This is a genomic window from Gordonia sp. YC-XJ4 (genome assembly GCF_059511865.1).
Window position 1 is genome coordinate 1,142,121 of record NZ_CM183447.1, and the last position, 12,449, is coordinate 1,154,569.

The 12,449-nt window shown below is 67.7% G+C and carries 11 protein-coding genes; 10 read left to right on the forward strand and 1 reads right to left on the reverse strand.

The window, feature by feature from the left end; translation table 11 throughout:
• Positions 1-30 precede the first annotated feature (30 nt).
• The gene (locus AC5ZH6_RS05080; protein ID WP_006372598.1) at positions 31-1,035 is read right to left on the reverse strand and encodes a sugar-binding transcriptional regulator; all 1,005 of its coding nucleotides are present in this window, start codon (positions 1,033-1,035) and stop codon (positions 31-33) included.
• Positions 1,036-1,210: 175 nt separating this feature from the next.
• Here AC5ZH6_RS05080 and eltD point away from each other — a divergent pair, with 175 nt between their 5' ends.
• From eltD to rlmB, 10 genes are all read left to right on the forward strand, one after another.
• The gene (eltD, locus tag AC5ZH6_RS05085; protein ID WP_288337082.1) at positions 1,211-2,299 is read left to right on the forward strand and encodes an erythritol/L-threitol dehyrogenase; all 1,089 of its coding nucleotides are present in this window, start codon (positions 1,211-1,213) and stop codon (positions 2,297-2,299) included.
• Between the two features lie 52 nt (positions 2,300-2,351).
• On the forward strand, positions 2,352-3,773 hold the full coding sequence (locus AC5ZH6_RS05090; protein ID WP_496168547.1) for an ABC transporter substrate-binding protein: 1,422 nt from the start codon (positions 2,352-2,354) through the stop codon (positions 3,771-3,773).
• A gap of 9 nt (positions 3,774-3,782) precedes the next feature.
• Positions 3,783-4,739 carry a carbohydrate ABC transporter permease gene (locus tag AC5ZH6_RS05095; protein ID WP_288337083.1) on the forward strand — a complete coding sequence of 319 codons (957 nt, stop codon included), beginning with the start codon at positions 3,783-3,785 and terminating at the stop codon, positions 4,737-4,739.
• A gap of 2 nt (positions 4,740-4,741) precedes the next feature.
• Positions 4,742-5,635, forward strand: coding sequence for a carbohydrate ABC transporter permease (locus AC5ZH6_RS05100; RefSeq protein WP_020172303.1), 894 nt, complete (start codon positions 4,742-4,744; stop codon positions 5,633-5,635).
• Positions 5,635-6,765, forward strand: coding sequence for an ABC transporter ATP-binding protein (locus AC5ZH6_RS05105; protein ID WP_288337084.1), 1,131 nt, complete (start codon positions 5,635-5,637; stop codon positions 6,763-6,765). Before AC5ZH6_RS05100 ends, AC5ZH6_RS05105 begins: the two co-directional genes overlap by 1 nt.
• On the forward strand, positions 6,762-7,931 hold the full coding sequence (locus AC5ZH6_RS05110; RefSeq protein ID WP_288337085.1) for an ABC transporter ATP-binding protein: 1,170 nt from the start codon (positions 6,762-6,764) through the stop codon (positions 7,929-7,931). Before AC5ZH6_RS05105 ends, AC5ZH6_RS05110 begins: the two co-directional genes overlap by 4 nt.
• Positions 7,928-9,574, forward strand: a complete 1,647-nt coding sequence (locus AC5ZH6_RS05115) for a dihydroxyacetone kinase family protein (protein WP_496168549.1) — start codon at positions 7,928-7,930, stop codon at positions 9,572-9,574. The genes AC5ZH6_RS05110 and AC5ZH6_RS05115 overlap by 4 nt, the downstream gene beginning before the upstream one ends.
• Complete coding sequence (locus AC5ZH6_RS05120; protein WP_006372606.1) at positions 9,571-10,038, forward strand: ribose-5-phosphate isomerase; 468 nt, start codon at positions 9,571-9,573, stop codon at positions 10,036-10,038. The genes AC5ZH6_RS05115 and AC5ZH6_RS05120 overlap by 4 nt, the downstream gene beginning before the upstream one ends.
• 62 nt (positions 10,039-10,100) lie before the next feature.
• Complete coding sequence (cysS, locus tag AC5ZH6_RS05125) at positions 10,101-11,495, forward strand: cysteine--tRNA ligase (protein ID WP_265077477.1); 1,395 nt, start codon at positions 10,101-10,103, stop codon at positions 11,493-11,495.
• A complete protein-coding gene (gene rlmB / locus AC5ZH6_RS05130; RefSeq protein WP_020172298.1) occupies positions 11,496-12,446 on the forward strand; it encodes a 23S rRNA (guanosine(2251)-2'-O)-methyltransferase RlmB in 951 nt (316 codons plus the stop codon). It begins immediately after the preceding gene.
• Positions 12,447-12,449 lie beyond the last annotated feature (3 nt).

Here is a 12,449-nt window from a genome sequence, read left to right on the forward strand (position 1 = left end):
AGCCGCCGCCGGTGGTGGATGGGCGGGCGGTCAGGTCGGATCGGTGAGACCGACGATCGCGTGGGCGGTGGCCGGATCGGTCACCAGTTGATTGAAGAATCTGCCGGTGGCGCCGGCGATGATCGATTCGGCCTTGTCGGCGCCGATCGCCACGGCGATGCCGACCGGGACGTTGCGCAGCACGTCGAGGGTGACGGCCATGAGCCGGTCGGAGCCGTCGAACTCCACCGATTCGCCTCTGCGGTCGTAGAACCGAGAGCACACGTCGCCCACGGCGTTGCGCAGGGCTTCCGACGACGTCGGGACGAACTGGGGGATGTCGGTGCGCAACAGGGGCGGGGCGCCGACGCCCATCAACGCGCACCGCGCGGTCGACCAGAGCCCGATGACCCGCTCGATACTCGGATCCCGCTGCAACGAGTGGTAGAGGTCGGGGCCCGGAAGTGCCGGTGCGAAAAGGTAATTGGGGCGTGCCCCGGTGCGGTCGGAGACCAGTCGGGTGATCTCGTTGGTCTGATACCACGATTCGGGCTGATCGTTACCGCCCACGGTGGGGACCACGAGCACACCCGGCAATGCGGTGAGGTCGAATTGGGCGACCTCGTAGACGGTGCGGCCGGATGACACGAGCAGCACGTCGCCGGGCAGGAGTCCGGCGCCGGCGAGTGCTCGTCCGACGACCGGTGCGAGCGCGCCGCCCATGACGTCGACTGCGGTACGTCCGGGTCCGGGGTTCGGAAGCGGGGGACTCAGGTGTACCGCGGTCAGCCCGAGGATGCGGGCGACCCGGTCGGCGAGATCGTGGTCGTCGGCGTCCTGTGGCGCCACCACCTCGATGCGGACGATCCCGCGGCGCTTGGCCTCGGCGAGAAGTCTGCTGACGGTCGCGCGACTGGTCCCCAGTTGCGCGGCCACCTCGGCCTGCGTCGCGTCCTCGGTGTAGTACAGCTTGGCCGCCGCATACAACAGTGCAGGTGAGAAGTGCCCGGTGTCGGCGTCCTGGGAGCCGGTCGGGGCGGGAGCAGAGCGGGCCACGTGAAGAGTATGGCATTGAACAGATGCTCACCGCAGCAGATTCTCTGAACATTCGTTCTGGACAAATGACATCACGTCTGGCTAATGTGACTCCAACCACACAAGCCGGGGCTTGTGGCGGACCCAGGACGACGACGCGGCGGGCTGTGCCGGACCGCGCGGACGAGGAGGACGAATGCCCGAACAGATTCCGGAGAAGATGCAGGCCGTGGTGTGCCACGGCCCGCAGGACTATCGGCTCGAGGAGGTCGCGGTCCCGCGGCCGGGTCCCGGTGAGGCGTTGATCAGGGTCGAGGCGGTCGGCATCTGCGCCAGCGACCTCAAGTGTTATCACGGGGCGGCCAAGTTCTGGGGTGACGAGAACCGTCCGGCCTGGGCGGAGACGATGGTGATCCCCGGACACGAATTCGTTGGGCGCGTCGTCGAACTCGACGACACAGCAGCGCAGCGATGGGGAATCGACGTCGGTGATCGGGTGGTCTCCGAGCAGATCGTGCCGTGCTGGGAATGCTTGTACTGCAAGCGCGGTCAGTACCACATGTGCGCGCCGCATGATCTCTACGGATTCAAACGCCGTACCCCCGGAGCCATGGCGAGCTACATGGTCTACCCCGCAGAAGCATTGGTGCACAAGGTGTCGCCCGACATCCCGCCGGCGCATGCCGCGTTCACCGAGCCACTCTCGTGCTCGCTGCACGCGGTCGAGCGGGCGCAGATCACCTTCGCCGACACCGTCGTGGTGGCAGGCTGCGGGCCCATCGGTCTGGGTATGATCGCCGGTGCCTGCGCGAAGAGCCCCAAGCACGTCATCGCCCTCGACATGGCGCCGGAGAAGCTGGACCTGGCCGCGCGGTGCGGCGCCGACATCACCCTCAACATCGCCGAGACCGATGTCGCCGAACGGATTCGGGGACTGACCAACGGCTACGGCGCCGACGTCTACCTCGAGGCGACCGGTCACCCGTCGGCGGTTCCACAAGGACTGAACCTGCTGCGCAAACTGGGCCGCTACGTCGAGTACGGCGTCTTCGGCAGCGATGTGTCCGTCGACTGGAGCATCATCAGCGACGACAAGGAACTCGACGTCCTCGGAGCACACCTGGGGCCCTACTGCTGGCCCGCCGCCATCCGGATGATCGAGTCCGGGGTGCTGCCGATGGACCAGATCTGCACCCATCAGCTTCCGCTGCAGGACTTTCAGACAGGACTCGACCTCGTCGCCAACGGCACGGAGTCGGTGAAGGTCTCGCTGATCCCCGCGTGAGCGCCGGCATGACCCAGCACGTGAGAACCCACGAAGGGAACGACAAATCGTGATGAGGAAGCGAAACCTCGGCGGTCCGGACCTGTCACGCCGAAACTTCCTGCGCGCCATGGGCGTCGCCGGCGCCGCCGCAGCCGCGGTACCCGTGCTTGGCGCCTGCGGCATCGGCGGCGGCGGTGAGGTGCCCAACGGGGCCTCGGAGGTGGCGGGCTCGTTCGACTGGCGCAAGGCATCCGGGGCGACGATCAACATCCTGCAGACACCGCACCCGTATCAGCAGTCGTATCAGCCGTTGCTGAAGGAGTTCACCCAACTCACCGGGATCAACGTCAACGTCGATCTCGTGCCCGAGGCCGACTACTTCACCAAGCTGAACACCGAATTGGCAGGCGGCACCGGCAAACACGACGCCTTCATGCTCGGCGCGTACTTCATCTGGCAGTACGGACCGCCCGGATGGATCGAGGATCTCGGTCCGTGGCTACAGAATTCGGCAGCCACCGACGCCGACTACGACTTCGAGGACATCTTCGACGGATTGCGTAACTCGACCCGCTGGGATTTCCGCACCGGTTCCCCGTTGGGGACCGGCGGGCAATGGGCGATCCCCTGGGGATTCGAGAACAACGTCGTCGCCTACAACAAGGCCTACTTCGACAAGCGCGGAATCCGCTTGCCGGATCGGTTCGACGACTTCATCCAACTCGCCGTCGACCTCACCGACCGCTCGCAGAACCGGTACGGCATCGCCACCCGCGGATCGAAGTCCTGGGCCACCATCCACCCGGGTTTCATGACCCAGTACACCCGCGAGGGGGCGGTTGACTACCGCTTCGACGGGCAGCAGCTCATCGCCGAGATGGACAGCACCCAGGCCATCGACTTCACCACGAAGTGGATCGAGATGCAGCACAAGGCCGGACCGACGTCGTGGACCACCTACGACTATCCCAATGCCACCGGTGATCTCGGCGACGGGACGGCGATGATGGTCTACGACGCCGACTCGGCGACATACCCGAAGAACAAGCCGGGCGCCAGCGCGCAGGCCGGCAATCTCGGGTGGTATCCGGGCCCGGCCGGCCCCGACGGCAACTACAAGACCAACCTGTGGACCTGGAGCTGGGCGATGAACGCCCACTCCACCAACAAGCTCCCGGCGTGGTTGTTCATCCAGTGGGCCACCGGCAAGGAGTCGATGAACAAGGCCGTGCAGGGCGGGATCTACGCCGACCCGGTCCGGCAATCGGTCTTCGACACCACGTTCAAGAAGGTCGCGGCCGATCAGCCCGGCTACCTCGACACCTTCGAGAAGGTGATCGGGTCGTCGAGGATCCAGTTCACACCGCAGAAGAAGTTCTTCGACACCACCACCAATTGGGCTGTGGCGCTGCAGGACATCTACGGCGGCGGCGACGCGGCCGCCCGGCTGCACAGCCTTGCCAAGACAAGTACGTCCAAGGTCAACCTGTAGGGGAATGTCATGATCACTCAGACGCCCAAGGCGTCGGCCACCCGACCCGACGAGCCGGTCGGCGCCCCGCGACGCGCACTCCCGCAGGTCCCGGTCTGGCGCCGTAGACTCCGCCCGTATCTGCTGTCGCTGCCGGCGCTGGTCATCGTCATCGGCATCCTGTATCCGTTCGTCGTCGGCGCCTACTACGCATTCCTCAATTACGCGGCGGTGAACCCGCATCCGCAGTTCGTGGGTTTCCGCAACTTCGCCTCGGTGCTCGGCGACCAGGTGTTCTGGAAGAGCGTCTCGGTCACCGCGATCTTCGCCGTCGTGGCCACCGCGGTCGAAACCGTTCTCGGTGTGGGACTGGCGTTGCTGCTCAACCGCTCCAGCATCATCGGGCGGATCTTCGAGAAGGTGTTGATCCTGCCGCTGATGATCGCCCCGGTGATCGCGGGCGTGATCTGGAAGCTGATGTTCAACCCACAGTCCGGCGTGCTCAATCACGTACTCGGGCTGGGCAACACCTTCGACTGGCTCTCCAGTCAGCACGCCCTGTGGTCGGTGATCCTGGTCGACCTGTGGATCTTCACGCCGCTTGTCGCGATCCTGGTCCTCGCCGGCATCCGCTCGTTGCCCAAGGAGCCGTTCGAGGCGTCCGAGGTCGACGGCGCGAGTTGGTTCTACATGTTCCGCAAACTGATGCTGCCGATGATCTGGCCCTACATCCTGGTCGCGGTCATCTTCCGGTTCATGGACAACCTCAAGGTGTTCGACCACATCTACGTGCTGACCGCGGGCGGGCCCGGGGTGGCCACCCGCACCCTGCAGATCGGGGCCTTCGAGGACTCGATCATCAACCTCGACTACTCGCGCGGCAGCACCTACATGCTGCTGCTCTGGATCATCGTGTTCATCACCGCGCGCATCCTCGTCGGTGTGCTCGGCAAGGCGCAGCGTCGTGCTGCCGGAGCGGAGTCCTGATCATGCCGAAACTCAAGCTTCCCTCTCTGGCCCCGAACGAATTGCTTCCGGGCCGTAAACGATTCACCCTGTCGTCGGTGGCGGCCGATCTCACCGTCATCGTCTGGTTCATCTTCTCGTTGTTCCCGATCGTGTGGATGTTCCTGCTGGCGTTGAAGAACGACTCGCAGCAGACCACCACGTTCTTCCGGTTCAGTCCGACGTGGGAGAACTTCGGTACCGTCCTGTCGAGCCGGGGCACCGAACTGACCAGTGTCGACTTCAAGGCCTCGTTGCTGACGAGCCTCATCAATTGCGGTGGTGCGGTGATCGTCTCGCTGGTCATCGGCATCCCGGCCGCCTACGCGGCGGGACGCTGGCAGTACCGCGGCAGCAACGACCTGATGTTCCAGATGCTCTCGTTCCGATTCGCCCCCGAACTCATGGTGATCGTGCCACTGTTCGTCATCTACAACCAGATCGGGCTCTTCGACACCAAGGTCGGCATGATCTGGGTGCTGCAACTGGTGACGATGCCGCTCGTGGTGTGGATTCTGCGGTCCTACTTCCAGGACCTGCCCGAGGATCTCGAGCAGGCCGCACTCCTCGACGGCTACACCCGCCGCCGGGCCTTCGTGATGGTCGCCCTGCCGATCGTGCGTCCCGGGATCGCGGCAGCGGCGTTGCTGGCGTTCATCTTCGCCTGGAACAACTACATCTTCCCGTTGATCCTCGCCGACAGCAGCGCGAGCACCGTGACCGTCGCGATCACCAAGTTCCTCGGCGGTGGCGGTCAGGCCTATTACAACCTCACCGCGGCCGCGGCCATCATCGCCGCACTACCGCCGTTGGTGCTGGCCTTGACGATCCAGCGCTACCTGGTCCGCGGCCTGTCGTTCGGGGCGGTGAAAGCCTGATGGCCACACTCGATCTGACCGGGATCACCAAACGATTCGGCCCGGTGACCGCCGTCGACGACCTCTCGGTGAGCATCGACAACGGTGAGTTCTTCGTCATCCTCGGCCCCAGTGGTGCCGGCAAGACCACGACGCTCAAGTCGATCGCCGGCCTCGTCGACGTCGACGCCGGGTCGGTGCACATCGGCGGAACCGACATGACGCGCGTGGAGCCCTACCACCGCAATGTGGCGATGGCCTTCGAGAGTTACGCCCTGTACCCGCAGAAGACGGTGACCGACAACCTCGCCTCCCCGTTGAAATCCGGTCGTACCGGCCGTTATTCGAGTGCCGAACGCGCCACGAGGATCGAGCAGGTCACCACCACGCTGGGTATCAACCATCTACTGGACCGCTTCCCACGCGAACTGTCCAACGGACAGCGCCAGCGCGTGGCGCTGGGCCGGGTCCTGGTACGGCCGGCCGACGTCTACCTCCTCGACGAACCGCTGAGCCACCTCGACGCCAAGCTGCGGGCCGCGATGCGTGCCGAACTCAAGCAGTTGGGCGCGGTGTCGGATACGACCACGATCTATGTGACCCACGATTACCAGGAGGCGTTGGCACTCGGTGACCGCATCGGCGTGATGCGAGCGGGTGCGTTGATCCAGATCGGCACCCCCGCGCAGATCTGGCACCGTCCGGCCGACACCTTCGTCGCCCGATCCCTCGGCCAGCCGGAGATGAACCTGCTCGACGGCGTCATCGACGACGGCGCGGTGGTACTCGGCGACGGCAGCCTGCGGGTGCCCGTACCGGCAGGTCTCGACGCCGATCGCGGCGACCGACTTCGCGTCGGAATCCGGCCGTGCGACATCCACATTCGCGGCTCGGAGATCGATCCCGCGGTGGACGTGGAGATGCGCGGTCATGTGCAGCTCGCCGAGCGACTCGGCCGCAACATCGAATTGACGCTCACGGTCGCCGGTGAACAGGTGATCGCCCTGACCACCGGCCGATACGGCGTCGGCGAGGGCTCCGATGCGCGAATGTCGGTGGCGCACCACGATCTGCACTTCTTTGCCGCGGGCGACGGCGACACCGCCCGACTGTCCACCGATCGATCCGACACCGTGGAGGTGGCCCGATGAGTTTCACCCGCACCGCCAAGACCTCATCATCGGCCGACGCCGGGCAGACGGCGCAGAGCCTGACCCTGAGCGCGTTGGTGAAAACCTATGCCGCGCGCGGGCGTCGGGAGTTCACCGCGGTCAAGGGCATCGACCTGGTGATCGAACCGGGCGAGCTGGTGGCGCTGCTCGGCCCGTCCGGCTGCGGCAAGACCACGACGCTGCGGATGATCGCCGGCCTGGAGACGGTGACCAGCGGTTCGATCAGGATCGGCGAGCGGGAGATCTCCGATCTGCCGGCCGCCAAACGCGGGATCGGTGTGGGTTTCGAGAGTTACGCGCTGTATCCGCCGTTGTCGATCAAGGAGAACCTCCTCTACGGACTCAAGGCCCGCAAGGTTTCCGGAGCCGAGCAGATGGTCGAGTCGATCGCACGGCGCCTCGACATGGAGGACCTGCTCTCGCTGCGCCCGGCCGGTTTGTCCAGCGGGCAGAAGCAGCGCGTGGCGCTGGCCCGTGCCCTGGTCCGCAATCCGCCGGTGTTGTTGCTCGACGAGCCGCTGAGCCACCTCGACGCCTCCGCCCGCAACCGGGTCCGCCGCGAATTGAAGGTTCTGCAACGGGAATTCGGCTACACCACGATCGTGGTCACCCACGACCAGGTCGAGGCGCTGTCGCTGGCCGACCGTCTCGCGGTGATGGACGCCGGGATCGTCCAGCAGTTCGGTACCCCCGACGAGGTCTTCGACGACCCGGCCAACCTCTTCGTCGCGCAGTTCGTCGGCGAACCGCAGATCAACGTGCTGCCGGGTACGGCCCGTGTCCGCGACGGGCGGGTCCGCGTCGAGATCGGTACGCGTGCAGGTTCTCTGGCAACCGAGGTGACCTCCGTGGCCGACGGCACCGCGGTGACCGTCGGGGTGCGCCCACAGGACTGCGTCCTCCACCCCGGGCCCGGTACGGACACCGGAGACGGTGTCGAGACCGGAATCGCCGCCGAGGTCGCCTACTTCGAGCATCTGTTGGAGTTCGGGATGACGACAACCACGGTGAGCGGGATCGAGGAGGGCTTCGTGGTGGTCACCCCCGCCGCCGACACCTACGCGACGTCGGATCGGGTGCGGATCACCGCACCCGCCGAACGCGTGTACCTCTTCGACACCGAGACCGGAGCACGACTGCGATGACCACCCTCTACAACGATCCCGCCCGCTTCACCGAGGACATGCTGGCCGGATTCCTCGACGCCAACGCCGAGCAGGTGATGGGCGTGCTCGGCGGCGTCGTGCGCGCCACCACGACACCCGCCGGGAAGGTGGCCGTCGTCGTCGGCGGCGGCTCGGGTCACTACCCGGCGTTCTGCGGGGTCGTCGGCACCGGTTTCGCCGACGGTGCCGTCGTCGGCAACATCTTCACCTCCCCGTCGGCCGACGAGGCGGCCTCGGTCGCCCGCGCCGCACACGGCGACGCCGGAGTGCTGCTGATCACCGGCAACTATGCGGGCGACGTCATGAACTTCGGTCTGGCCGTCGAGCAATTGCGCGCCGAGGGCATCGACGCCCACTACTTCGCGGTGACCGACGACGTGGCGAGCGCCCCCGACGGACAAGAGGACCGCCGTCGGGGGATCGCCGGCGACTTCACCGTGTTCAAGTGCGCGGGTGCGGCAGCCACCGACGGCCTCGACATGGCCGGGGTGGTGCGCGTCGCCGACGCCGCGAACACGGCGACCCGCACGCTCGGTGTTGCCTTCGGCGGATGCACCATGCCCGGCGCCGACGAACCGCTGTTCACCGTGCCCGACGGCACCATGGGCATCGGGCTCGGCATCCACGGGGAGCCCGGAGTGTCCGACGAGCCGTTGCCGAGCGCCGCCGAGCTCGCCCGCACCCTCGTCGACGGCGTCTGCGCGCACGCGCCCGCGGGCGCCGGCGACCGGGTCGCGGTGATCCTCAACGGGCTCGGCCGCACCAAATACGAGGAGCTGTTCGTCGTGTGGGGCACGGTCTCGGCGCTGCTGCGCGAGCGCGGACTGACCGTCGTCGAGCCCGAGGTCGGCGAACTGGTGACGAGCCTGGACATGGCCGGCTGCTCGCTGACCCTCATGTGGCTCGACGACGAACTCGAAAGATATTGGCGCGCACCGGCCGACACGCCGGCATACCGCAAGGGTGCGGCGCACACCGACGCCGGTACTCCTCGCTCGGTACACGACGAGGCCGCCGGTGACGACCTCACCGAGGCGGCCGCGCGTGCCGACGACGACGCCCGATCGGTCGGCCGCGCGGTGGCGCGCGCGCTGGCGTCGATGGCCGAGGTGCTCGCCGACGCCGGCGCCGGCACGGTGTTGCGTGCGGCCGGCTCGCAGTGGGCGGCACGAGCCGGCGGCACCTCCGGGGTGCTGTGGGGCGCGCTGCTCGGCGCCGTCGGCGCGCGGATCGGCGATCGCGGCCGGCCCGACGGGGCGACCGTGGTCGCCGGCGTACGCGACGGTTACGACGCGATCGTGCGGCTGGGCAAGGCGGCACCGGGTGACAAGACGATGCTCGACGCGCTGCACCCCTTCACCGACGACCTCGATCGCCGGGTACGGGATGGGGAGCCCTGGCCGCAGGCCTGGCGTGCTGCAGCGCAGGTCGCCACCGCCGCCGCGGCCGACACCGCCGATCTGCGACCCAATGTCGGACGGGCGCGACCGCTGGCCGAGCGCAGCATCGGGACCCCCGACGCGGGCGCGACCTCGCTGGCGATGTGTCTGAGCACCGTCGCGGCGAGCATGACCCCGACCGGCGTCGGGGTCGGTACCGGTGCGAAAGGAGACCACCGATGACCGGGATACGGATCGTGGTCGGCGCCGACGACGCCGGCTATGACTACAAGGAAGCACTCAAGGCCGATCTCGAGGCCGACGAGCGGGTCGCCGAGGTCATCGACGTCGGCGTCGTCGACGGTGAGCACACCGCCTATCCGCACGTCGCGGTGGATGCCGCGCGGCGGGTGGCCGCCGGGGAGGCCGACCGGGCGTTACTGGTGTGCGGCACCGGGCTGGGGGTGGCGATCAGTGCCAACAAGGTGCCCGGCATCCGCGCCGTCACCGCGCACGACAGCTACTCGGTCGAGCGGTCGGTGCTGTCGAACAACGCCCAGATCCTCTGCTTCGGCGAACGGGTGATCGGGCTGGAGCTGGCCCGCAAACTCACCCACGAATGGCTCGATCACGAATTCGACCCGGCGAGCTCGTCGGCGGCGAAGGTCGAAGCCCTGCGCGGTTATGAGGCCCCGGGTTCCTCGTGACCTCGGACGCCGCCACCGGGGGTGGGCGGTCACGGGCATCGATCCGGGTAGAATCGCACGTCGTGACCCTGCGCCTGTATGACACCGCCACCCGGGAGGTACGCGACTTCGTGCCCCTGCACACCGGGCATGTGTCGATCTACCTGTGCGGCGCCACGGTCCAGGGAGTTCCGCACATCGGTCACGTCCGCAGCGGCATCGCCTTCGACATCCTGCGCCGCTGGTTGCTGCACCGCGGCGACGACGTGCTGTTCGTCCGCAACGTGACCGATGTCGACGACAAGATCCTGCGCAAGGCCGCCGAGGCCGGACGCCCGTGGTGGGAGTGGGCGGCCACCCACGAGCGGGAGTTCTCCGCGGCCTATGACGCGCTCGGCGTGCTGCCGCCGTCGGGGGAGCCGCGGGCCACCGGATTCGTCACGCAGATGGTCACCTACATGGAGCGTCTCATCGAACGCGGCCACGCCTACGCCGCCGACGGCAACGTCTATTTCGACGTGCGCAGCCTGCCCGAGTACGGTGCGCTCTCGGGTCACAAACTCGACGACGTCCATCAGGGCGAGAGCGCGGGCACCGGCAAACGCGACCCGCGCGATTTCACACTCTGGAAGGCGGCCAAACCCGACGAGCCGTCGTGGCCCACCCCGTGGGGAGCGGGACGTCCGGGCTGGCACCTCGAGTGCTCGGCAATGGCCACCTCGCTGCTCGGTGCAGAATTCGACATCCACTGCGGCGGAATGGATCTCATCTTCCCCCACCATGAGAACGAGATCGCCCAGGCGCACGGCGCCGGCGACCCGTTCGCCCGGTTCTGGCTGCACAACGGCTGGGTGACCATGGGCGGGGAGAAGATGAGCAAGTCGCTGGGCAATGTGGTGTCGATCCCGGCGATGCTCGCGCGCATGCGGCCGGTGGAATTGCGCTACTACCTCGGCAGTGCCCACTACCGCTCGATGCTGGAGTACTCCGACGGCGCCCTGACCGAGGCGGCCGCAGGCTATCGACGCGTCGAATCCTTTGTCGAGCGCGTGCATTCGCGCGTGTCGGAGGTCGGCGTGGGTGAGGTACCCGCCGAGTTCGCGGCCGCCCTCGACGACGACCTGGGTGTGCCCGCGGCGCTGGCCGTCGTGCACAACACCGTGCGTCACGGCAACACCGCCCTCGAGAGCGGCGACGGGCCCGGGGCCTTGTCCGCGGCATCGGCGGTGCGGGCCATGACGGGCATTCTCGGCGTCGATCCGCTGGACCCGCACTGGCATTCCGACGCCGCCGACGACTCGGCGGCCACGTCGGCACTCGACGTGCTCGTGCAGGCCGAACTGGCCCGGCGGTCGCAGGCGCGCGCCGACAAGGACTGGGCCACCGCCGACGCGGTACGAGACCGACTGGCGCAGGCCGGTATCGAGGTGACCGACACCCCCGACGGGGCACAATGGAGCTTGAAAGGCCGGGAGTAGATGGCGGGCAACTCGAAACGCAAAGGCGCCGTGCGCAAGGACGGCAGCAAGAAGGGGCAGACCGTCGGCTCCGGCGGTCAGCGACGCCGCGGACTCGAAGGGCGTGGGGCCACCCCGAAGGCCGTCGACCGTCCGTACCATCCGGCGCACAAGCGCGCCAAGGCCGCCGCGAAAACCACTGCGGGACGGCCGAGGTCGCGCAAGGACGACGGGCCCGAGTACGTCCTGGGTCGCAACCCCGTCGTCGAGTGCCTGCGTGCCGACGTGCCGGCGACCGCTTTGTACGTCGTCACCGGCAGTGATCCCGACGACCGGGTCGCCGAGGCGGTCAAGCTTGCCGCCGACCGCGCCATCTCGATCCTCGAGGTGGGCAAGGGTGAGCTGGATCGGTTGTCGGCCAACGGTATGCACCAGGGCATCGCCCTGCAGGTCCCGGAGTACAGTTACGTCCACCCCGACGATCTGATGCGCGATGCCCTCGACAGCGGCACCCCGCCGCTGCTGGTGGCGCTCGACAACATCACCGACCCCCGAAACCTGGGGGCGGTCATCCGCTCCGTCGCCGCCTTCGGCGGGCACGGGGTGCTCATCCCGCAGCGACGCAGCGCGTCGGTGACCGCGGTGGCGTGGCGCACGTCGGCGGGTGCGGCGGCCCGGTTGCCCGTCGCACAGGCCCCGAATCTGACTCGCACGCTCAAGGATTGGGCGGAGACGGGTGCGCAACTCGTCGGTCTCGACGCGGAGGGGGACGTGACGCTTGACGCCTACGACGGCACCGGACCCACCGTCATCGTCGTCGGTTCCGAGGGCAAGGGCCTGTCGCGACTGGTCCGCGAGACCTGCGACTCGATCCTGTCGATCCCGATGGCCGGCGACGTCGAGAGTCTCAACGCGTCGGTGGCCGCGGGAGTCGTGCTCGCCGAGTTCGCACGGCAGCGGCGGCTGGCGTAACGC

Bases quoted from the DNA above. Each gene is read 5' to 3' on its own strand.
- rlmB (WP_020172298.1), top strand. From the start codon at position 11,496: ATGGCGGGCAACTCGAAACGCAAAGGCGCCGTGCGCAAGGACGGCAGC.
- eltD (WP_288337082.1), top strand. From the start codon at position 1,211: ATGCCCGAACAGATTCCGGAGAAGATGCAGGCCGTGGTGTGCCACGGC.
- AC5ZH6_RS05105 (WP_288337084.1), top strand. From the start codon at position 5,635: ATGGCCACACTCGATCTGACCGGGATCACCAAACGATTCGGCCCGGTG.
- AC5ZH6_RS05110 (WP_288337085.1), top strand. From the start codon at position 6,762: ATGAGTTTCACCCGCACCGCCAAGACCTCATCATCGGCCGACGCCGGG.
- AC5ZH6_RS05115 (WP_496168549.1), top strand. From the start codon at position 7,928: ATGACCACCCTCTACAACGATCCCGCCCGCTTCACCGAGGACATGCTG.
- AC5ZH6_RS05090 (WP_496168547.1), top strand. From the start codon at position 2,352: ATGAGGAAGCGAAACCTCGGCGGTCCGGACCTGTCACGCCGAAACTTC.
- AC5ZH6_RS05120 (WP_006372606.1), top strand. From the start codon at position 9,571: ATGACCGGGATACGGATCGTGGTCGGCGCCGACGACGCCGGCTATGAC.
- AC5ZH6_RS05095 (WP_288337083.1), top strand. From the start codon at position 3,783: ATGATCACTCAGACGCCCAAGGCGTCGGCCACCCGACCCGACGAGCCG.
- AC5ZH6_RS05100 (WP_020172303.1), top strand. From the start codon at position 4,742: ATGCCGAAACTCAAGCTTCCCTCTCTGGCCCCGAACGAATTGCTTCCG.